Annotated in this window: 18 protein-coding genes and 1 pseudogene; 8 read left to right on the forward strand and 11 right to left on the reverse strand. The window is 59.7% G+C overall.

Annotated elements, in window-relative coordinates; genetic code table 11:
* Window positions 1-22: 22 nt before the first annotated feature.
* From A6U86_RS15705 to A6U86_RS36075, 10 genes and pseudogenes are all read right to left on the reverse strand, one after another.
* The gene (locus A6U86_RS15705; protein WP_068392818.1) at window positions 23-1063 is read right to left on the reverse strand and encodes an LLM class flavin-dependent oxidoreductase; all 1041 of its coding nucleotides are present in this window, start codon (window positions 1061-1063) and stop codon (window positions 23-25) included.
* A 12-nt stretch (window positions 1064-1075) separates the two neighbouring features.
* Window positions 1076-1987, reverse strand: a complete 912-nt coding sequence (locus A6U86_RS15710) for an ABC transporter substrate-binding protein (protein WP_068392821.1) — start codon at window positions 1985-1987, stop codon at window positions 1076-1078.
* Between the two features lie 102 nt (window positions 1988-2089).
* Window positions 2090-3034, reverse strand: coding sequence for an ABC transporter substrate-binding protein (locus A6U86_RS15715; protein ID WP_068392824.1), 945 nt, complete (start codon window positions 3032-3034; stop codon window positions 2090-2092).
* A gap of 92 nt (window positions 3035-3126) precedes the next feature.
* Window positions 3127-4911 (reverse strand): annotated as a pseudogene (locus A6U86_RS36030) (amino acid ABC transporter permease/ATP-binding protein).
* Window positions 4912-4951: 40 nt separating this feature from the next.
* The gene (locus tag A6U86_RS15730) at window positions 4952-5512 is read right to left on the reverse strand and encodes a GNAT family N-acetyltransferase (RefSeq protein ID WP_068392829.1); all 561 of its coding nucleotides are present in this window, start codon (window positions 5510-5512) and stop codon (window positions 4952-4954) included.
* Window positions 5509-6708: a M20 aminoacylase family protein gene (locus tag A6U86_RS15735; RefSeq protein WP_068392832.1), complete on the reverse strand. Its 1200-nt coding sequence runs from the start codon at window positions 6706-6708 to the stop codon at window positions 5509-5511. The genes A6U86_RS15730 and A6U86_RS15735 overlap by 4 nt, the downstream gene beginning before the upstream one ends.
* Window positions 6709-6724: 16 nt before the next feature.
* Entirely contained in the window at window positions 6725-8074 is a 1350-nt protein-coding gene (locus A6U86_RS15740) for an LLM class flavin-dependent oxidoreductase (protein ID WP_068392835.1), read from the reverse strand.
* A gap of 25 nt (window positions 8075-8099) precedes the next feature.
* Window positions 8100-9092 carry an MsnO8 family LLM class oxidoreductase gene (locus A6U86_RS15745; RefSeq protein ID WP_068392837.1) on the reverse strand — a complete coding sequence of 331 codons (993 nt, stop codon included), beginning with the start codon at window positions 9090-9092 and terminating at the stop codon, window positions 8100-8102.
* A gap of 298 nt (window positions 9093-9390) precedes the next feature.
* Window positions 9391-10770: a phospholipase D-like domain-containing protein gene (locus tag A6U86_RS15750; RefSeq protein ID WP_343287070.1), complete on the reverse strand. Its 1380-nt coding sequence runs from the start codon at window positions 10768-10770 to the stop codon at window positions 9391-9393.
* 116 nt (window positions 10771-10886) lie between these two features.
* Window positions 10887-11219, reverse strand: coding sequence for a hypothetical protein (locus A6U86_RS36075; RefSeq protein WP_343287071.1), 333 nt, complete (start codon window positions 11217-11219; stop codon window positions 10887-10889).
* Window positions 11220-11729: 510 nt separating this feature from the next.
* Between A6U86_RS36075 and A6U86_RS15760 the strand changes: the two genes are divergently transcribed.
* Window positions 11730-12545 carry a heparin lyase I family protein gene (locus tag A6U86_RS15760; protein WP_244509947.1) on the forward strand — a complete coding sequence of 272 codons (816 nt, stop codon included), beginning with the start codon at window positions 11730-11732 and terminating at the stop codon, window positions 12543-12545.
* A gap of 307 nt (window positions 12546-12852) precedes the next feature.
* Here A6U86_RS15760 and A6U86_RS15765 read toward each other — a convergent pair whose 3' ends face one another.
* Entirely contained in the window at window positions 12853-13734 is an 882-nt protein-coding gene (locus A6U86_RS15765) for an AraC family transcriptional regulator (RefSeq protein ID WP_068393991.1), read from the reverse strand.
* Window positions 13735-13980: 246 nt separating this feature from the next.
* Here A6U86_RS15765 and A6U86_RS15770 point away from each other — a divergent pair, with 246 nt between their 5' ends.
* The 7 genes from A6U86_RS15770 to A6U86_RS15800 all read left to right on the forward strand — a co-directional run bounded on the left by A6U86_RS15770 (window position 13981) and on the right by A6U86_RS15800 (window position 20697).
* A complete protein-coding gene (locus A6U86_RS15770; protein ID WP_068392849.1) occupies window positions 13981-14820 on the forward strand; it encodes an oxidoreductase in 840 nt (279 codons plus the stop codon).
* Between the two features lie 275 nt (window positions 14821-15095).
* Window positions 15096-16103: a taurine ABC transporter substrate-binding protein gene (gene tauA / locus A6U86_RS15775; RefSeq protein ID WP_068392852.1), complete on the forward strand. Its 1008-nt coding sequence runs from the start codon at window positions 15096-15098 to the stop codon at window positions 16101-16103.
* A gap of 56 nt (window positions 16104-16159) precedes the next feature.
* Complete coding sequence (locus tag A6U86_RS15780) at window positions 16160-16948, forward strand: taurine ABC transporter ATP-binding protein (RefSeq protein ID WP_068392854.1); 789 nt, start codon at window positions 16160-16162, stop codon at window positions 16946-16948.
* Window positions 16945-17796, forward strand: a complete 852-nt coding sequence (locus tag A6U86_RS15785; protein WP_068392858.1) for an ABC transporter permease subunit — start codon at window positions 16945-16947, stop codon at window positions 17794-17796. The genes A6U86_RS15780 and A6U86_RS15785 overlap by 4 nt, the downstream gene beginning before the upstream one ends.
* A gap of 77 nt (window positions 17797-17873) precedes the next feature.
* Window positions 17874-18941: an LLM class flavin-dependent oxidoreductase gene (locus A6U86_RS15790; RefSeq protein WP_068392862.1), complete on the forward strand. Its 1068-nt coding sequence runs from the start codon at window positions 17874-17876 to the stop codon at window positions 18939-18941.
* 110 nt (window positions 18942-19051) lie between these two features.
* A complete protein-coding gene (locus A6U86_RS15795) occupies window positions 19052-19693 on the forward strand; it encodes a DUF47 family protein (protein WP_068392864.1) in 642 nt (213 codons plus the stop codon).
* A complete protein-coding gene (locus A6U86_RS15800) occupies window positions 19693-20697 on the forward strand; it encodes an inorganic phosphate transporter (protein WP_068392867.1) in 1005 nt (334 codons plus the stop codon). The genes A6U86_RS15795 and A6U86_RS15800 overlap by 1 nt, the downstream gene beginning before the upstream one ends.
* The last annotated feature ends 116 nt before the right edge of the window (window positions 20698-20813 follow it).

Below are 20813 nucleotides of genomic sequence, written 5' to 3' on the forward strand. Positions count from 1 at the left end.
AAAATACTCGGTCTTTTGATGATCAGGACGCTGCCCGGTGCAAGATGGGCGCGGCCTTCCACCCCAATTCCGGCGCGATGATCGTCACGAAATCGTGGAGGATCTGCCGGTATTCCTCGTCATGGAATTCGTAAGGCAGCTCCAGCCGGAATTCACTGACATAGGGCAGGATCGGATCGGCATAGAGACGTTCGAGGATCTGTTCGGATGTCCCGACAATGTCCTGCGCAAAAAGCGTGCGGCGTTCCCCCTGTGGAGAAAGTGTGCGTTCGTAGCGGCCGGCGGCATAGTCGGTATAGCGCTTGCGCGTCACCGCATCGGCGCTGTCGAACGGCACAATAACGCGGCCGAGCGCCACCCGTCGCGTCTCGCCGCCGGAGGCACGGTAGGTTTCGAGCTGACGAGATTGCGCCAGGAAGAAATCATTCGTCTCTTCGCCCGTCGTCACGTTGCCGATCAGAAGATTGAAGCCGTTCTTACCTGCCCAGGCGGCCGAACGCAGCGAACCGCCGCCGTACCAGATGCGATCGATCAGCCCCTTCGCATAGGGCTGCAGACGCGGGCGCTGCGGACCGAAGGGCGTCTTGATGACCGTTTGCTGATCGCCGATGTAGGTACCTCGCAGATTGTCGGCAAAGCGCAGCACCCTCTGATGCGAGAAATCATGGCTTTCCCAATCGCCATCGAAGGCAAGCGGGCCAATGAGATCGGCATGCAAGGGGCGACCGGCGCTCAAGCCGATATTCAACCGCCCGCGCGACAGGACATCCACCGTGGCAAGGTCTTCCGCAAGGCGATATGGGCTCTCATAGCCGATCGGAATGACGGCGGTTCCAAGCTCGATATGGCGCGTCCGCTGCGTCGCCGCCGCAAGGAAGGCGCTGGCCGAGGAGATGCCGGGCTCGAGATGCCGCTGGCGCACCCAGGCACTGTCGAAACCCTTGCGTTCGCCATGTTCGAGAAGCTGCAGGGTCTGCTCGAGGCCAGCCAGCGGATCTTCATCCGGATAGTTGCCTGGTGTCAGAAAGCCGATATGGCTGATCGATGGGGCTGGATGGCTCATATCGCTGTCTCCTCAATATTTCGGCAAGCCGGGCGGGTTGGTTTCCGACGCTGGCAAGGCTTCCTCGGCAAGATGCCAGTGATCCAGGATGCGGGCATAGGTACCGTCCTTGATCAGCCCATTGGTGGCAACGGTGAGCGCGTTTGCAAGACCACTCCCCTTGCGCGTGGTAATCGCGACATCGGACCGATCCGGCCAGCCGGCGCTCAGGGTGCCGACGCGTCTGATATTCTTGTCACGGGCGGCGATGTAGACCAGCTGGGCATGTGGCTGCACGATGACGTCGGCGCGGCCGGACTGGAGGGCGAGAAGGCTCGCCGCATCATCGTCGTAATACTGCAGTTCGAGCGGCTTCAGCCCGGCTTTGACATCCTCATCGCTCCATTTCAGCAGGATCCGCTCCTGATTGGTGCCCGCGCCGACGATGAACCTGAGGCCGGCTGCATCCTTGGGCTCCTTGATCGAGGTCACCTTGCTGTCGGTCTTGACGAAGAAGCCGTGCAGGCCCTGGCGATAGGTGGAGAAATCGAACTTCTCCTTGCGCTGCTCGGTGACGCCGACATTGGAAATGACGGCATCGTATTTGCCCGAAGTCAGCCCGAGCGGCCAGTCAATCCAGGCGACAGGAACGAGTTCCAGCTTCAGGCCGAGCGCATCGGCAACGGCATAGGCATAGTCCGGATCGGCGCCGACCACGGTCCTGGCGTCGGTCGCGTAGGTCGCAAGCGGCGGTCCGCCTGGCGCGACCGCGACGGTGAATGTGCCCGGCGTCACAAACTTGAAATCCTTGGGGATCGCAGCGACCGCAGCATCATTCTTTGCCGCGTGAACACGACCGGGCTGCTCCGGACTGAGATCGAAATTGTCAGCCGCCTTTGCCGGGCCGAGGCCAATCAAGACGGCCGCAGTCACAGCGGCAAGCATGGTTCTAAAGTTGGGAAGGATCGTCACGAGCACTGTATCTCCATGGCAGAAATGGGAGCGGACCGGCGCGGGCCCCACCGGCACCGGTCCGCTCGACCAACTTTACGAACCGCTTTTCGGCAGGCCCGCAGGGTTGGTCTTGGATTGATCGACCGCTTCGGCGCTCAGGCTCCAGTGCTTCAGCACTTCGCCATATTTGCCGTCCTTGATCCGATCATTGATGGCGAGCGTCAGAGCATCGGCGAGGCCGGCGCCCTTTTTCGTCGTGACGGCGATTTCAGCCGTAAGCGGCCAACCGCCCGAGACGGTGCCGACAAGCTTCCTAGTGCCGTTGATGGCCGCCTTATAGGCCTGCGTCGCATTCGGATTGAACTCGACATCGGCGCGACCCGATTGCAAGGCGAGATCGGCGGCGGCGCGGTCGTCATAGTACTGTATGTCGATCGGCTTGAGGCCGGCGGCTACATTCTGGCGATCCCATTCGAGAATGATCTTCTCCTGGTTGGTGCCGGCTCCGGTGATCACCTTCAGACCCGCGACATCCTTGGGCTCCTTGATCTCGGTGATCTTGCTGTCGGCCTTCACGTAGAAGCCGAGCACATCACGACGATAGGTGGAGAAGTCGAATTTCAGCTTGCGCTCTTCAGTCACCGTTACGTTGGAGATGACGGCATCATATTTGCCCGAGGAGACGCCGAGCGGCCAGTCTTCCCAGGCAACCGGCACCAGCTCGAGCTGAAGACCAAGGGAATCGGCGAGCAGCTGTGCTATATCCGGATCGGCGCCGACAACGGTCTTTGCATCCGTGGCGTAAGTAGCGATCGGCGGATCCCAGGCGTTGATAGCCACCGTGAATTTGCCGGGATTGACGAACTTGAAGCCGGGTGCGATCGCCTTGATCGCCGCGTCATCCTTCTCCGCCCTCACGCGATTGGACGTATCCGGGCTCAGATTGAATTTCTCGGCCGCATTGGCGACCGCGCCGCTCATCACCACAGCGGCGACGACCCCTGCCAGCATGTACTTCGCTCTATTAAAGAATGTCATTTCCCTTCTCCAATTCATCCTAAGGTTGTTATTGTTGTCGTTGTCTTCCGAGTGCCCGTCACGGCCCGGCATTTTTCACCAGCTTGTGTCTGCTAGAGAACCTTGGCGAGGAATTCGCGCGTGCGCGGATGCCTTGCATCGTTGATGATCTGTGTCGGCGATCCCGCTTCGATAATATGGCCGCCTTCCATGAAGACGACGGTATCGGCAACCTCTCGGGCAAAGCCGATCTCGTGGGTGACGATGACCAACGTCGTCCCGGTGCGGGCAAGCTCCTTGATCACATCGAGCACTTCGCCGACGAGTTCCGGATCGAGCGCCGAGGTCGGCTCGTCGAACAGCAGCACCTTTGGCCGCAATGCCAAAGCCCGGGCGATGGCAACGCGCTGCTGCTGGCCGCCGGAAAGCTGGCGGGGATAGGCGTCGATCTTGTCGCTGAGGCCGACACGCGCCAGCAATTCCTGCGCGTAGGCCACAGCCTCGTCGCGGCTCAGGCCGCGCACCTGTATCGGCGCTTCGATGAGGTTTTCCAGAACGGTCAGATGCGGGAAGAGATTGAAGCTCTGGAAGACCATGCCGATATCGGTCCGGCGCTTCAGGATGTCCTTCTCCTTCAGCTCGTAGAGCACCTCGCCCTTTTGGGTATATCCGACAAGCTCGCCGTCCACGGAGATGAAGCCGCTATCGACGCGTTCCAGATGGTTGATGGAGCGCAGCAGCGTCGACTTTCCTGAGCCCGACGGGCCGATAATGGCGGTCACGCTGCCGGCCGGCAGGCTGAGCTCGATATCATCGAGCACTTTCAACGTACCAAAGCTCTTCGATATGCCGTGAATACGCACTGCGCCGCCCTTGGCGCGAAGACCCGTCACGCTGCGAAAAGCAGCGAGCCTTCCATTGTCCACAACAGCGCTCGTGGCAACAATAGGCAGCGGGCGACGGAAGCGTTGGAAGAAGGCCTGGAAGGGCAAAGGGGTGGGATTGCGCAGCGCCCCGCGGGAAAAATAGCGCTCGATATAGTGCTGGGCGATCGACAGAACCGTCATGATGACGAGATACCAGACCGTCGCCACCATCAGTAGCGGAATGACTTCCAGATTGCGGCGATAGATCACCTGCACGGTGTAGAAAAGCTCCGGCAGGGCCAGCACTTAGACCATCGACGTGCTCTTGGCGAGACCGATAATCTCGTTGAAGCCCGTGGGAAGAATGGAGCGCATGGCCTGCGGCAGGACGATGCGAAATGCCTGGCGGCGTCGCGACAGGCCGAGCGCGGCGGCCGCTTCCAGCTGCCCCTGGTCGACCGACAGGATGCCACCGCGCACGATTTCGGCGAAGAAGGCCGATTGGTTCAGCGTCAACCCGAGAAAGGCCGCCGCAAACGGCGTCAGAAGCTGCGTTGTCGGATAGTCGAACAACACCTTGTCGGTGAAGGGCACGCCGATGGTGATCGTCTCATAGAGATAGCCGAGATTGTTAAGCACAAGCAGCAGCACGATCATCGGGATCGAGCGCAGCAGCCAGATATAGCCCCAGGAAAGACTGGAGAGCAGCGGCGATTTCGAGACGCGCGCCAGAGCCAGCGCCGTGCCGAGGATGGAGCCGGAGACGGCAGCAAGTGCCGTCAGAAGCAGTGTCCTGCCGAGGCCCACGAGCACCGGCTCGGCAAAGAACCACTGGGCAAAGACGCCCCAGCCCCATCGGGGATTGGTGAAGGTGGAATAGAGGACGGCTGCAAGAACGAAGGCGGCGAATATCGTACCCGCCGTGCGCCAGGGATGGCGCGCCGGCACGATGCGATAGCGCGCATAATCGGTCTTAGTCTCGTTGCTTCCGGCAGCAGGATCGATACCGGCGAAATCCGTTGTCAGTGCCATGATGCTTGCCCCTTATGATTATTGTTGCTTCGATCCGCCGTCAGCGTCCCGCCGCGGCCAGTCGCGGCGGTGAGCCGGAGGTCTCGACGGAATAGGACGGAGCCAGATGGCTGACGTCCTTCTCGAAAGGCAGGCTCTTGTAGATTTCAGGATCGACCGTCGTGTCGAAGAGAGCGGTGTAGCCATTGGTCAGATAAAGACCGACTGCCTCGGGTTGGCGAAAGCCCGTCGTCAGATAGATGCGCTCATAGCCTTGCCTGGCGGCCTGTAGTTCCAGCTCGAGCAGGAGCTTGCGTGCCAGCCCCTGACGCCGCAGATCATGCCGCGTCCAGATGCGCTTGAACTCGGCGGTCCGCTCGTCATAGCGCTTGAACGCGCCGCCGCCGATCGTCTCTCCATCACGCAGGAGAAGCAGGAAATTGCCGTTCGGCGGCGCGAAAGCCTCGGGCGGATAGCGGTTCAGTTCCGCCGCCGCACCTTCGGCGTTGAAATAGGTGCCGTAGCGGCTGTCATATTCGAAAATCAATTCGTCGATCAGCGGCTTGGCGCGCGGGTCGAGCGTGGTCGTATAGAGAAACGTGTCGCTCATGTCGTTCGTCACCTGTTGTCATCCGCAAGGAAGGTTTCGGCGAGCCGCACCCAGTAGCGGGCGGCGGGCGCGATGATGGCGTCGTTGAAATTGTAGTGGGCACTGTGCAGCGGAGCACTGTCGCCATTGCCGACGAAGAGGTAGCTACCGGGCTTGGCTTCGAGCAGGTAGGCAAAGTCCTCGCTAGCCGTGCGCGGCCGGAAATCCGCCTCGACAGCCGCCGGGCCAAGCGCTTGCACCGCGACGCTGCGGGCAAAGGCTGTCTCGTCTGCATGGTTGACCAAAGCTGGAAAGCCCAAGCGATAATTGACCTCAGCCACGGCGCCGAAGCTTTCTGCCTGAGCGCGGGCAAGCGCCGGAATGCGCTCCTGAAGCGTCCCGCGCACTCGTTCGCTGAAAGCGCGCATGGTGAGCTTCATCTCGACGCTTTCCGGAATGACGTTCGATGCGGAGCCAGCATGAATAGAGCCCACCGTCGCCACGGCCATGTCCTGCGGATCGATATTGCGCGAGACCACGCTTTGTAGAGCGGTGATGAAGGAAGCCGACGCCAGCACGGGGTCGACGGCCCGATGTGGCTCGGCACCATGACCGCCCTTGCCGACGATCTTGATCACCGCCTGATCGACCGAGGCCATGGCCGGACCGGCAACAAAGCCGAATTGCCCCTCGGCAACACCGGGCCAATTGTGCAGGCCGAAGACGGCATCGACCGGAAAGCGATCGAAAAGCCCCTCGGACAGCATCTTGCGGGCGCCCGCACCGATCTCTTCGGCCGGCTGGAAGATCAGCCGCAGCGTGCCGCTGAACTGGCTGCTCTCGGCGAGATAGCGAGCGGCGGCGAGCAGGATCGAGGTGTGCCCGTCATGGCCGCAGGCATGCATGACGCCGGGATTGCTGCTGGCATAGTCAATCCCGGTCGCCTCGTCGATCGGCAAGGCGTCCATGTCGGCACGGATGCCGAGGCTGCGCTGCCCATCGCCCCGCTTCAGGGTCGCGACAACGCCAGTTCCGGCAATACCGGTCTCGACTTCATAGCCCCAGTCAGTCAGGAGCGATGCCACCCGCTTGGAGGTCCGGTGTTCCTGAAATGCCAGCTCGGGATATTGATGAAAATCGTGCCGCAGCGCGATGATCTCGTCGAGATAGGCGACGATCCCCTTCTCGACGGGATCATTGAGCGAAGCAGTATTGACGATGGCGTTCATGGGGATCGGTCCGGGCTCAGGCGCCAACGGCCTTTGCGGGTTCGATATGATCGGACTGCGCCGCGTGACGGCTCTCGCGGAACGGCAGGCCGAGATGGTCGCGCAGCGTCTCGCCCTTCAGTTCCGGATCGAAATAGCCGCGGCTCGTCAGGATCGGCAGTACATATTTGGCGAAGTCGTCAAAGCCTTCCCCGATGACCGGGAAACCGAGGACGAAACCGTCGGCACCTTCCTGATCGATCCAGCGGATGATCTCATCGGCGATATGGTCGGCAGTCCCGATGAAGGTGGTGCGCGGCGTCGCGGCGTCGAGCGCCACTTCGCGAAGGGTCAGCCCCTTTTCCCGCGCAGTCTTCTTGATGCGGTCGGTCGTGGCGCGGAAGTTGTTGCGGCCGATATCGCCGAGATCCGGGAAAGGCTCGTCCAGCGGATAGGCGCTGAAATCATGATGGTCGAAGAAGCGGCCGAGATAGGCCAGCGCCTCTTCTACCGTGACGAGGTTGCGGATTGCCTGGTACTTGGCCTCCGCCTCCTCCTGCGTTGCGCCGACGATCGGGCCGATGCCGGGGAAAATGCCGACCTCGGCAGCACTACGGCCATGGGCGATCGCACTCTGCTTGACCTGTTTGTAGAAGACCTTGGCATCCTCAAGCGGGCCGCCATTGGTAAAGACGGCATCGGCATGCTTGCCGGCAAGCCTGATACCGGAATCGGACGCACCGGCCTGGAAGACCACGGGCTGCCCCTGCTTGGATCGGCCGATATTCAACGGTCCTTCGATCCGGAAGAAGCGACCCTTGTGGTTCAAACGGTGAAGCTTGGCCTTGTCGGCATAAACTCCCGTTTCGCGGTCGCGAGGGAAGGCATCGTCATCCCAGGAGTCCCACAGGCCCTTCGCCGCATCGAGATATTCATCGGCGATCTCGTAGCGCAGCTCATGCTCGGGATGCTCGCGGCTGTAGTTGCGGCCCGAGCCTTCGAGCGGTGAGGTCACGGCATTCCAGCCGGCACGGCCGCCGCTGATCAGATCGAGCGAGGCGAACTGGCGGGCGATGGTGAAGGGATCGCTGTAAGAGGTGGAGACCGTGCCGACCAGACCGAGCTTCGTCGTAAAGGCGGCCAGCGCGGACAGGATCGTCAGCGGCTCGAAGCGGTTGAGGAAATGCGGGATCGACTGTTCGTTGATGTAGAGCCCGTCGGCGACGAAGGCGAAGGCGATGCCGGCTTCTTCCGCCTTGCGCGCCGTCTTGACGAAGAAGTTGAGATTGGTGCTGGCATCAGCCGGGACGCTCGGATGCTTCCAGGCATTCATGTGGCCGCCCGGGCCTTGCAGCATGATACCGAAAGTGACGTGTTTTTGAGCCATGATTGGTCCTCCTGGGACAGGCTGTTCAGGCAACGAGGGAAAGCCGCTCTTTGGCGAGCAGTTCAATTGAAGTGAGCCGTTCGGCGGAAGTCAGCGCCGGCGCATCGAGCACGAATTCCTCAACGCCATAGCGGCGGTGGAGCGCATCGAGTTCGTCACGGATCTGTGCCGCCGTGCCGTGCAGCACGCTCGGCACCTTCTCTTCTGTGCGATAATCCGTGACGCCGGCCTGACGAGCGAATTCAGCCGCCTGCTCCAGGCTGCCGACATTGACGCTCTGCCCGTTGGGCAGGAAAAGCTTGACGATGCGAAGCTGGCCGACACGCTCGCGGGCATGAGCCTCGCTTTCAGCGGCAAAGGCTGCGAGCGCCAGGATCGGAACCTTGCCACCCGTCGCACGCCCGTATGCCTCGAAAGTTTTTCTCAGATTTTCGGGATCGCCGTTCAGATGGCCCGCGAAAACCAACGTCCAGCCCTTCTCCGCCGCAAGCTCGGCGCTTTCGACACTGGCACCAAGCAGGAAGCGCTCCGCTGCGCGGGGCGGAAACGGTGTCGCCAGGGCGCTGTCGGATTGTGAGTCGGCGGCGAGATAACGGTTCAGATCGGACAGCTGCTCGGCAAAGCTTGGCTTCTTCTCCGGATCGATGCCGATCTGCAATGCGCGTGTTGAGAGTGGAAAGCCACCGGGCGCCTTGCCGACACCAAGATCGATGCGGCCGGGCGCGAGCGACGCCAGAAGATTGAAGGCCTCGGCGACCTTATAGGCGCTGTAGTGTTGCAGCATGACGCCGCCGGAGCCGATGCGGATCTTCGAGGTTCTGGCGAGAAGATAGGCGATCAGGACTTCAGGCGCCGAACTCGCGAGGTTTGCCATGTTGTGATGCTCGGCAACCCAGAAGCGATGATAACCGAGCTCTTCGGCTCTGACGGCCAATCGCGTCGTGGCGCTGAGCGCGTCGGTAGCGCCAAGGCCCTGCTCGATCGGGCTCTTGTCGAGAAGGCTGAGAAGATAGGACATGCCGTTTCATTTCATCCATATTTGCAACCAATGCCGACCACTGGCGCTATAATCTATAAAAAGCATAGATTTTAAGGAATTTAAGAAACAGCTTTCTTTTTCTTCACGCAGATGCGGAAAAAATCGGCAGTCGACTACATCGTGAAATATTCGACATGCTTCAATATCAGCCAGACTGATGAAACATCTTAAAGGATCTGGCGAAACACCACCTCCGGCGATCTTGTCGAAAAGAACGGCCAGTTCCTCCGCCGATGCGGGACCTGATCGCCGGACGGTGTGCGAAAGACACGAACAACTACGCGTTCATCGCCGACAGCCAGAACCTAAGCTCGGGCGATTTCTCCTCCTCGCCATCAATGTATCGCTTCTGCCACGAAGGGTCGGATACGAGCGGTTTTCCGAAAATTTCCGGATTCTTTCGCAGCCAGTATCGCCATGCATAGTGGTCATAGAGATCGAGAACATGGCAGGCATAAGCCTGCGCGAGATCCTTGTTTCCGCGAACTATGACGAAGTTCTCATCGTTGTTGTGGGAGGCGCGATAGCCGAGATTATGCGAGCCGGTGATCACCGTGCAATCCTTGCTGAAAGGATCGATGACGACGATTTTGTTGTGGATGATCGCATGGCCATAGATGTACATCTCGGCCTCCCAGGCTCCGAAGACGTCGTTCTTGCTGATCGCACCCGCCGGGATCGACCTGTAGTCCGGTTCCTGCTTTTCCGCTTCGCCTTTCTTCTTCGGTTTGCCTGGCTCGCCGATCACCGAGACGTGCATTCCCCCTTCGTCCGGCTCCTGCTTCTTCTGCTTCTTGAGAGCCTCTGCAAAGTTCGACGCACGCTGCGTGCTCGTCAGAGCTCCTCTAACGAAAAGACTGGGATTGTTCGCGAGCGCCCTTCCCGCTGCATCAAGGATCGAATTGTTTCCCGGATCGAATGCCAGGAAGAGCACAGCGTGTTTTGCGCCCTCCATCAGTTTGAAGACATATTCCATGTCCTCCGGATGCTCCTTGGGCGGGCTTTTCAGGAGATCTACGGTGCTGGGCGCAAACAGGACTTGGATGCTCACATCATCATCGAGTTTTATTGGGTCTGCGATGGACTTTTCGTTTTCCTCGCGGGCGAACTGCCTGAGGGCCTCCGCCTGAAGCTCGTCCTGGTCGCCACCAGACTGATCGACGTCGCTGTTCAGCTTGTCCCAATAGTTCATGTAGTGCCGCGCCACCGCTGGGGACTCGATGACGAGCGAGTTGTTCGTCTGCGTACAAAGACCGCTGCTGGTCCAGTTGGTCGAACCCGTCATGACAGCGGTAGGCTTGCCCTTCTCACTCAGGATGAGTGATTTGTTGTGCGGGATGCTGCCACTCTTGAGAATGCGGTCTATGACGTTGACACCCGCCTTCTTCAGATTTTCCCTGTTCTCCGCATCACCATCCTCGATCTCCGGATGATCCTCTGTTTTGGATATGCGGGCGTTACCCAGGATGACCGTCCTGCTTTTTGGATTGCCATGGTCGGCGGCCTGCAGACGGCGCTCCAGCCCGTCTGGATCGTCGAGCTCGTACAGAGCGGCATGGATCTCTCCGCCATCCTTATCCGCACGATCGAGCAACGAAGTGACACCTTCGAAAAGCTGACCCATGAGGCGCTGACGGATCGGGTCTTTCGGGTTCACGATATGCGGCCTAAGGGCGTTGGCGCTAGGTTTGTGATTCAGGGCCTTGCTAAGGGCCTGCGTGGCGACAATGCCGCGGTTGAAATATGCGTTGAAGAACGGTCCGCGCTTCTCGGTCAACGTGATCTTGTTGCTAAGCAACGGTGCGACGCCGATGAGCGGCTCCAGCTTCTTTCCCGCAGTCCCCCCATGGGAACGATGCGATATTGATACGTGCCTCCGCGTTTCGCGAAGAGATCCTTCCACCAGAACTTCTGGATGGGAGCGTCCTCGGTGGTGAGGGGCACGTTCTCATCCTGGCCCTGGAATCTGGCGACAGCCGGAAGCGCCCGCTCGTTGCCTTCGTCATCGATCTGAAAGACCGCAAACCCAAGGCATCCATCGAGATTCTTGTCGTACGTCCAAGCCACAAGTGCGATGTCGTTGTTGGAAAATGCGATTGCAGGCATGCGTCCCTCCTTTGACAACCTATAGAAGCACACGAAACAGATACATTGCGGATGACGGCATTTTTAAATTTCACCAGAGATGGTGAGATGTATTTGGATTGTTGAGAGTAAATGCCAAATAATTCAGCGATATGAAGGCATTGAAATTTTTCTTCAGGTTCCGGAAGCAATATCCTGGAATTCTATTCCACCCCTTGACAGTATATATTTACAATTTATTCTTGCATCTGTCATTCGGCTTTTATCGCAATTCCGTATTCGGTTCTCGATTTTTGTGAGAGCTCGTCAGACTGTAAATGCAGCTCCTGAACTTGGTGTCCTATGCCAAAACGACTGAGTGTCTTCTTGCTTGCTATCCTGATGTCGAGCTGCATCACGGTCGTTTCGGATATCTCCTCAGCCGCAATCACGGATGATTTCTCGGACAAGACTCCCGGGAAGCAGTGGTTCGTCTGCAAGCGCCCCGAAAACAGATTTTCCTTCGGCGACACGAGCGGCGGTCGTACGGCAATGACTTCGGTCGTAAGCCCCTTGCCGAGGATCGAGGCCCTTCACGAGAAGCACACCGGCTGCATCGATGAGGATACGAAGGACTACAAGGCGGACGGTGATGAACGCTCCGAATTGTGGGAAGCCAGCGACACCTGGATGAAGCTCGGCAGCGATGTCTGGTATCGCTTCGACATGTTCGTCGACAACAGCATCACGCCGACAACTGGCCGCTTTGTGATCGGGCAGTGGAAGGAAGAAGGATCCGCGCGGAACTCGCCCTTGTTGGCACAACGGTTCAACGGCCGGAATTTTTCAGTGACGGTCGAACAGGACAACTTGGCGTCGGGTCATAGCGAGGAAGACAATCTCTGCCGGGTGCTCATCGCGGATCAAGGCTCCCTCGCCTCGAAGCCGGCGGGCTGGCCCCATGGCGACAAGGACCCACCACCCCCCAAGAACATCGCAACACTGATGTCGCATGCTGTCACTGACGGGCCGGTAGTCGCCACCGACAAAGGGTGCGCGGTCGGAATTGTACCTGAGCAATACGGCCGCCTTCCAGATCCCTTCGGCAAGTGGACCACAATGGTCTACCACCTAAAACTCACGCCTGATGGCTCGGCACTCATCGAAATTTGGGCAGACGGCGTCCGCATTGGAAGGACGAGCGGCCGAATGGGTTTCAAGAAGAATGCCCCGCACATGCGCCAATATTTCAAATTCGGATCATATCGGGATCCCGCTCCATTCGACACCACGACAAAGCTGGCGAATTTCTACCGAGGCAGTAAACGAAGCGAAGTTGATCCCGACGGCAAGCTCACGCCCGACTAGCCGTCACAAAGCAGATACTCGTTCGATTGCTCCGTGGGATCTTTGACGTTCTTGACAGGCCTCCCAATCAGCTCATAGCGGCTCTTCGGACAAAGCAAGTGAATGCCTTACCGAACTAGCTCTATCTTATCCCCCGAGCTTGCTGGCAAACAGCTTCACGCGGAGGACGGCTGCTGACGATCAATGAGAAGACCTGCAAGCGAGGTTGCGTATCGCTTGTTTTCGGCCGCCATGCTTTGGTGCGTCACGGCCCTCGCCGAGCTCGACGAAGGTACATGAAGGTGGTCCTGCCTATCGCATCTTACCGTCAAACCGCGCCCATGAGACGAGCCGCGTCCGAGCCCGGCGGTGCTCCAAACATCCGCTTATAGTCACGGCTGAACTGGGACTGGCTGTCATATCCGACCATGACGCCGGCAATCCCGGCCGTAAGCCGCTCCGAAAGCAGGATGCGCCTCGCCTCCTGCAACCGCACCTGCGTGCGATACTGGAGCGGCGACATCAGTGTAATCGCCTTGAAATGGCGGTGGAACGACGTGACGCTCATGCCCGCAAGATCCGCCAGGTCCTCGATGCTCATCGGCTCCTTGTAATTGGCCTTGATCCAGCTCGTTGCCTTGCTGATTTGCCAAAGATGAGAGCCGGCGAAGGCGAACTGCGCAAGGACTTCGCCAAGTCCGCTTCGAGCGAGACGATAATGGATTTCCTGGGCAATCAACGGTCTGAGAAAATCGATTTCGTCTGGGTGATCGAGCAGGGACAGAAGCCTTGCAAACGGCTCGAGCAATGCGCTCTCCAGCGGTGCGGCGATGACACCCGCCAATGGGCTGGCTGACACCTGACGCGTCGGGAGGCACTGCAGGACCTCGGCCAGCAGCGCGCGATCGAGATCCATTGTGAGCGCCAGATGGGAGCGCCCGTCGTCGGCACTGAACACGCGTGAAGCGACCGGCAGATCGGCAGTGACGAGAAGAAAAGTCGACGGATCGGCGTAGAAGGGCTCCTCGCCGAGGCTGACCGTCTTGCCACCCCGCAGGATGATGCAAACACGCGGATTGTACAGCGCATGGATGGGATGAACGCTCGTGCTCATTTGATAGAGCGTCAGGCCGGGAACGACGGTCGGGTAGCGTGGCACATGGGCGTGGCGCTCGACGACGTCGCACATAGTGTCCAGAAGTTGTTTCATGATGCGCATCCTTTGAAACGAACCTGGCACGACGCCGAAGTCCTGAAAAGTCCCTCCCCACCAACCTTGGCAGGATCGTGCAAAATATTGGCACGATCGCCGTAGTTTAAAGGAGCCAAATGGACCAAATTCTGCGTGTACTGATCAACGGGTTGGCAGGTCAAGAGGTCCGCAGGTGGATGTCTGCATCACCTAACCTTGCATCGACGATCGGCAACATGTTTGAAATAAGAAAGGTATTGCACGATGTCCGAAAAGATTTGGTTCATCACCGGCTGCTCCACAGGACTCGGCCACGAATTGGCCAAGCAGGTCCTCGAGCGTGGCGACCGTGCTGTGCTAACCGCACGGCGGCCCGAAAGCCTTGACGAGCTTGCGAGCAAGCATCCAGGCAGGGCCATCACGCTTCCGCTCGATGTTACGAGCGGGACGGCAATCGAGAAGGCGGTCTCCGACGCCGAAGCTCACTTCGGGCGCATCGACGTGCTCGTCAACAATGCCGGCTATGGCTACTTCTCTGCCATTGAAGAGGGCGAGGATGCCGAAATCCGACGCCAGTTCGAGACAAACGTCTTCGGCCTATATGCGGTCACTAGGCGCGCGTTGGCGGGCATGCGGGCCAGGCGCGCCGGTCACATCATCAATGTGTCGTCTATCGGCGGCCTGATGGCCTTCCCGGCCACTGGCTACTACCATGCCAGCAAGTTTGCCGTTGAGGGCTTCTCGGAATCGCTGTCGCAAGAGGTCGGGCCTCTTGGGATCAAGGTGACCATCGTCGAGCCCGGCGGGTTCCGGACGGATTGGGCCGGCCGGTCAATGATCGAATCCAAGACGATTATCGACGATTATGCCGAAACCGCAGGCGCACGCCGAAAGGCCGCCCATGAATATTCCGGCAAGCAGCGTGGCGACCCCACCCGCGGCGTTGCCGCCATTATCAAGGCCGTCGATTCGGCCGAACCGCCTCTGCGGCTGCTGCTTGGCTCCGACGCCTACCGGCTTGCCGAGTCGCGCCTGGCAGCCCTTCAGAAGAACTTCGAGGCCTGGAAGGACGTCACCCTCAGCACCGACTTTCCCCAGGACTAGGCCAACACTGGGATTGCAAACCATCACGGAGCGACCGGCTTTCGAGGGAGCCGGCCACCCCTGTCACCCCTCGATTTCTACAGGCTCGCGCGGCGCCATTTTTGCTTCCGGAAAGATGCCAACGCTGCAGCCTTGGCCATTTTAGACAAACAATTCCGCTTATAGTCTATAAAAATAGTTTGTTATTTCTATCGCTCTTGCACCCTTCTTCTCTAGGTTCAGACCATAGAACTCAGGAAGCCGCCGGACAACATGATCCGGCCAAAGGGAGAAACATGAACCTCAAGACTCTGATCGCTGCGGCCATCGTCGGTCTCGCCAGCATTTCGACGGCAGCCTCTGCCGCCGACAAGAAAGTCGTCGTCGGCTATCAGACGGACGCGCTGCCATCCTCCGTCGGCATCGCCAACGGCGATTTCGCCAAGGCAACCGGATACGAGATCGATTTCCGCAAGTTCAACTCCGGCGCGGAGATCTTTGCAGCCATCGCCTCTGGCGACGTCCAGATCGGTTATGTCGGCTCAAGTCCGTTTGCGGCCGCCGCATCGCGAGGCCTCGAGGTCAAGGCCTTCTACCTGTCGTCGATCTCGGGCATCGATGAAGCGCTTGTGGTGCGCAACGGCTCGGGCATCAACACGCTTGCTGATCTCAAGGGCAAGAAGCTTGCGGCAGCACCGGTCTCCACCGACCATTACCAGCTACTCGCGCTCATCAAGTCTCTCGGCCTGACGGAAAAGGACGTGCAGGTCTTCGCCATCCCGCAGCCTGAAATCGTCGCCAGCTACAATCGCGGCGATATCGACGGCGGCTTCGTTTGGGATCCGGCGCTGACCGAACTCAAGAAGGGCGGCAAGGTGCTGGTGACTTCCAAGGATGTCGCCGACAAGGGCGCGCCGACCTTTTCCGCCTGGGTCGCGACCTCGAAATTCGCCGCAAGCGACCCGCAGTTCCTGAAGGCTTTCGCTTCGGTGATCAACAAGTACTACGCCTCCTTCGCAGCCGACAAGGCGGCATGGGGACCGGATAGCGACAACACCAAGGCCCTTGCCAAGCTTCTCGGCGGCACCGCGGATCAGCAGGCCGCAGCGCTCAAGAACCTCACCCTCCTGACACCCGACGTTCAGGCCTCGGCTGCCTGGCTCGGCGGTGGTGAGCAGTCCGGCGCCGCGAAGATCCTGAAGGACACCGCGACCTTCCTAAAGGATCAGGGCAAAGTCTCCGAAGTCCTGCCGAGCTATAGCGCCTTCGTCACGCCCGACGCGCTCGTCAGCGCCAGCAACTGATCCCCCAACACCGGGGCAGCCGCCGCTGCTCCGGTGTCGAATTTCCGAGAGACGTCATGCTTCAAGTCGACCATGCCAGTGTATTTTTTGCAGCGCGCGACGGCAGCACCGTTCACGCGCTCGATCGCGTTTCGTTCAACATTCCCGAGCGCGGTATCGTCGTGGCGCTGGGAGCATCGGGCTGCGGCAAGTCCACGCTTCTGAACGCGATCGCCGGCTTCCTGCCGCTTTCCGAGGGAACGATCACGCTCGATGGCCGACCTGTTTCCGGCCCCGGCGCTGACCGCGGTGTCGTCTTCCAGAAGGATTCATTGCTGCCGTGGAAATCCGTCGTCGACAACGTTGCCCTCGGTCTGCAGTTCGCTGGGCTGGGTCGCCGGGAACGGCGGGACCGCGCCCTCGAACTATTGCGGCTGGTGGGCCTGGCCGACTTTGCCGGTTCGATGACCTATGAACTGTCCGGCGGCATGCGCCAGCGCGTCGGCATTGCCCGCGCTCTTGCCACCGATCCCGACATACTGCTGATGGACGAGCCTTTCGGCGCGCTCGACAGCCTGACGCGCGAGCAGATGCAGGAGCTGCTGATCTCAGTCTGGGCGCGAACCAACAAACGCATTTTCTTCATAACCCACTCGATTGAGGAGGCGCTGTTTCTCGGCACCGAGGTGCTGGTCATGTCGCCGCGACCGGGCCGCGTCGTCGCCCGTTTCGAGCTTGATTTCGTGCATCGCTTTGCCGCCAGCGGCGATAGCAAGGCGATCGTCGCCTCTCCCGAATTCACCAATCTGCGGGAAGAAATCCGCACGATCCTCCATAAGGCTGATGATTTCAGGAGCGCGGCATGAGCGACATTACCCAGGCGCGCCCAATCGTCGTCTCCCGCGAGGCCGGACCGAAGCTCGTCGGCATGCCGAGCTTCGGCGTCAGCGGCAAGCCCACCGTTGCCATCAGCGTCGTCACCGCAATCCTCTGTCTTGCGCTGTGGTGGCTGGTCGCCAAGCTCGGTCTGGTATCCCACCTGTTCCTGCCACGGCCTGACGAAGTATTGACGCAGATCGGTGTGGTCTATCGCGATGGCTATGCCGGCGCGTCGCTGTCCGAACACATTCTGGCAAGCGTGCTTCGCATCATCACCGCTGCGACAATCGCGATTGTCATCGGCATTCCCGTCGGGTTGCTGATGGGCCTCAATCGCTGGGCAAAGGGAATTCTCGACACGCCGATCGAATTCTACTGGCCTTTGCCTCCCTTGTCCTACCTGCCATTGATGATCATCTGGCTCGGCATTGGCGAGACCTCGAAAATCACCCTCCTGGTGTTGGCCATGTTCGCGCCGATCTGCCTATCGGCCCAGGCCGGCGTCCGCTCGCTTCCGCTCGAGCGCGTTAACGCCGCCCGTTCGCTCGGAGCGAGCCGCTTGCAGCTCTTCTTCTCCATCGTGCTGCCCTCGGCCTTGCCGGAGATCCTGACCGGCGTCCGCATCGCCTTCGGCATCGGCTGGGGTACGCTGGTCGCTGCCGAACTCATCGCCTCGACACGCGGTATCGGCTTCATGATCATGTCGGCATCGCAGTTCCTCGCAACCGACGTCGTCTTCGTCGGCATTGGAATCATCGCGATCTGCGCCTTCGCCTTTACGGCGGCAATCCGCATTCTCGAGGCCGTTCTCGTGCCATGGAAGGGCAAGCTCTGAACTTGCGATAATCAACGTATCGATCACGCCCGCATTCGGCGGGAATTTCCCATCCAATGCAATACAGGCCCTAGGACATGAGCAGCAGCGAGTTTCTTTGGTATATTCCCAACGACGTCAAATCCGGTCACCGTGGTGATTCCGCCGTCGAAAACCACAACAGCCTGGAGACGCTGACCAGCCACGCCAAGGCCTTGGAGGATCACGGCTGGAAGGGAGCCCTGATCGGCACCGGCTGGGGCCGGCCCGATACATTAACCGTCGCGGCCGCTCTTACCGTCCGCACGACCAGCTTCGAACCACTGATCGCCATTCGTCCCGGCTATTGGCGCCCTGCCCATTTCGCCTCCGCCGCCGCCACTTTGGATCACCTGAGCGGCGGCCGCGTGCGCGTCAATATCGTATCCGGCAAGGACAATCTCTCCGCCTATGGCGACAGCGAGGGCGACCAGGCGCATCGCTACGCCCGCACCAAGGAATTCATGCGTCTTGTCCGCCGGCTTTGGACCGAGGAAAATGTGACCTATGAGGGCGAGCATTTCGGCGTTACCGAATCCACCGTGGCGCCACGGATCAGGCAGAACGGCGAACGCCGGCATCCGAAACTCTATTTCGGTGGCGCCTCGGAGGCAGCCGAGCGCGTTTCCGCCACTGAGGCGGATGTCCAGCTTTTCTGGGGCGAGCCGCTTGACGGCGTAAGGCAGCGGATCGAGCACCTGAAGTCATTGAGCAAGACGCTCGATCGCGATCTTCCGCCGCTGGAATTCGGATTGCGCATTACCACGCTGGTGCGCGATACCACCGAACAGGCATGGGCCGACGCCGAGGCGAAGGTCGCAGAAATGGCGAAGATCAAAGGCGCCGGCTGGAACGACCATCTGCAGTCCATCGCCGTCGGCCAGCGCCGGTTGCTGGATCTGAACGCACGCGGAGACGTGCTTGATGACAATCTCTACACCGCTCCCGGCAAATTCGGTGGCGGCGGTGCCGGTACGACCTGGCTGGTGGGCTCCGCCGAAGATGTCGCCCGCTCGCTCCGTAAATACCGGGATCTGGGCATCACGCATTTCGTCCTTTCGGATACTCCCTACCTCCCCGAGATCAAACGCCAAGGGGACCAACTCCTGCCCCTTCTGCGCGACTGATCGTTTAAGCCGACGATAGCTATACCCACAGAACAACGACACCTCGCGGCTTTCCAAGCCGGGCCTCGTCAATTATGACAGTTTCATGACAATGAATGCATGGAGCTTTGATGCTGGGCTGGTTTCGTAAACTCATGCCGCGCGAGGATCGTTTTTTCGATCTCTTCGCGCAGCACTCGCGCACGATCGTCAGCGCGGCTGAAGCATTGAATGAGCTGCTGGGCGGCAGGGACATCGATGCCAAATGCCGAGAGATCGTCGAACTTGAAAATCAGGCAGATGATATCACCCGCGACGTGCTGCTTGCGGTGCGGCGAAGCTTCATCACGCCATTCGACCGGGGCGATATCAAAGACCTGATCATGTCCATGGATGACGCCATCGACATGATGCATAAGACAGTGAAGACCATACGGCTCTTCGAGCAGAAGGGCTTCGATCCGGGCATGCAGCAGATGGGCGCCGTCATCGTCAAGGCGGCTCATCTGGTCGCCGAGGCAGTGCCGCTACTGGATCGCATTGGCGCCAATGTCACGAAGCTCGGCACTCTCACGGAAGAGATCGTCAAGGTGGAAGGCCAGGCAGACGCCTTGCACGAACAGGGTCTGAAGGACCTGTTTCGCAATTACGGTGCCTCCAATGCCATGGCCTATATCATCGGCAGCGAGATATATGGCGAGTTGGAGAAAGTCGTCGACCGCTTCGAGGACGTCGCCAACGAGATCAACGGCATCGTGCTCGAGAGCGTCTGATGGAGGCCTCGCTCGCCTTTCCGCTGCTGGTGGGGATCATCGCCACCGCCTTGTTTTTCGATTTTCTGAACGGCCTTCACGATGCGGCGAATTCCATCGCCACCATCGTATCGACCCGTGTCCTGAGGCCACAATATGCGGTGCTATGGGCCGCATTCTTCAACTTCATCGCCTTCCTGTTCTTCGGGCTGCATGTGGCGGAGACGCTTGGCACGGGCATCATCGATCCGAGTATCGTCGACCCCTCCGTCATCTTCGCAGCGCTCCTCGGAGCGATTGTCTGGAACATCGTCACTTGGATATTTGGCATACCCTCCAGCTCGTCGCATGCGCTGGTCGGCGGGCTGATTGGCGCTGGTCTCGCCAAGGTTGGCGTCAGCTCTATCGTCTGGCTCGGCGTCTTCAAGACCGCCGGCGCGATCGTCATGTCGCCATTGATCGGATTTGTGCTGGCGCTGTTTCTGGTCCTCATCGTGACATGGCTGTTCGTCCGCCAGACACCCTTCGCCGTCGATAGAACATTCCGCATATTGCAGTTCTTTTCGGCGTCGCTCTATTCGTTGGGGCATGGCGGCAACGACGCGCAGAAGACTATGGGTATTATCGCAATTCTCTTGTATTCACAGGGATATAGCGGCGGCTCCTTCCATGTTCCGTTATGGGTGGTGCTTTCCTGTCAGACAGCCATGGCCCTCGGCACGCTGTTTGGCGGCTGGCGCATTGTTCACACGATGGGCTCGAAAATCACCCGCCTCAATCCGATGCAGGGCTTTTGCGCCGAGACGGGCGGCGCGCTGACGCTGTTTGCGGCCACATGGCTCGGCATTCCGGTTTCCACCACGCATACGATCACCGGCGCCATCATCGGTGTCGGCGCGGCGCGGCGCGTATCGGCTGTGCGCTGGGGTCTCGCCGGCAATATCGTCATTGCCTGGGTCATCACCCTGCCGGCCGCCGCCATTATCTCGGCGCTCTCCTACTGGGGCATGCAGATTTTCAGGTAATCAGCGAGCATGGCTTTCTAAACATCTGTAATAAAATAAGAAAGATCGCGGCCAACATGGCCGCGATCTCCCGACTTTAAGCCTGCCGATTGTTCAGCGAGCGCATTGCCCGAGCG

Origin of the sequence: Rhizobium sp. AC27/96 (assembly GCF_001692325.1) — a bacterium.
GTDB lineage: Bacteria > Pseudomonadota > Alphaproteobacteria > Rhizobiales > Rhizobiaceae > Rhizobium.

What these genes read in the sequence shown, in the direction of transcription:
- A6U86_RS15705 (WP_068392818.1), bottom strand. Translation starts at nt 1,063, where the DNA reads ATGAGCCATCCAGCCCCATCGATCAGCCATATCGGCTTTCTGACACCA.
- A6U86_RS15710 (WP_068392821.1), bottom strand. Translation starts at nt 1,987, where the DNA reads ATGCTTGCCGCTGTGACTGCGGCCGTCTTGATTGGCCTCGGCCCGGCA.
- A6U86_RS15715 (WP_068392824.1), bottom strand. Translation starts at nt 3,034, where the DNA reads ATGACATTCTTTAATAGAGCGAAGTACATGCTGGCAGGGGTCGTCGCC.
- A6U86_RS15735 (WP_068392832.1), bottom strand. Translation starts at nt 6,708, where the DNA reads ATGAACGCCATCGTCAATACTGCTTCGCTCAATGATCCCGTCGAGAAG.
- A6U86_RS15740 (WP_068392835.1), bottom strand. Translation starts at nt 8,074, where the DNA reads ATGGCTCAAAAACACGTCACTTTCGGTATCATGCTGCAAGGCCCGGGC.
- A6U86_RS15745 (WP_068392837.1), bottom strand. Translation starts at nt 9,092, where the DNA reads ATGTCCTATCTTCTCAGCCTTCTCGACAAGAGCCCGATCGAGCAGGGC.
- A6U86_RS36075 (WP_343287071.1), bottom strand. Translation starts at nt 11,219, where the DNA reads ATGCCTGCAATCGCATTTTCCAACAACGACATCGCACTTGTGGCTTGG.
- A6U86_RS15760 (WP_244509947.1), top strand. Translation starts at nt 11,730, where the DNA reads ATGACTTCGGTCGTAAGCCCCTTGCCGAGGATCGAGGCCCTTCACGAG.
- A6U86_RS15765 (WP_068393991.1), bottom strand. Translation starts at nt 13,734, where the DNA reads ATGAAACAACTTCTGGACACTATGTGCGACGTCGTCGAGCGCCACGCC.
- A6U86_RS15770 (WP_068392849.1), top strand. Translation starts at nt 13,981, where the DNA reads ATGTCCGAAAAGATTTGGTTCATCACCGGCTGCTCCACAGGACTCGGC.
- tauA (WP_068392852.1), top strand. Translation starts at nt 15,096, where the DNA reads ATGAACCTCAAGACTCTGATCGCTGCGGCCATCGTCGGTCTCGCCAGC.
- A6U86_RS15780 (WP_068392854.1), top strand. Translation starts at nt 16,160, where the DNA reads ATGCTTCAAGTCGACCATGCCAGTGTATTTTTTGCAGCGCGCGACGGC.
- A6U86_RS15785 (WP_068392858.1), top strand. Translation starts at nt 16,945, where the DNA reads ATGAGCGACATTACCCAGGCGCGCCCAATCGTCGTCTCCCGCGAGGCC.
- A6U86_RS15790 (WP_068392862.1), top strand. Translation starts at nt 17,874, where the DNA reads ATGAGCAGCAGCGAGTTTCTTTGGTATATTCCCAACGACGTCAAATCC.
- A6U86_RS15795 (WP_068392864.1), top strand. Translation starts at nt 19,052, where the DNA reads ATGCTGGGCTGGTTTCGTAAACTCATGCCGCGCGAGGATCGTTTTTTC.
- A6U86_RS15800 (WP_068392867.1), top strand. Translation starts at nt 19,693, where the DNA reads ATGGAGGCCTCGCTCGCCTTTCCGCTGCTGGTGGGGATCATCGCCACC.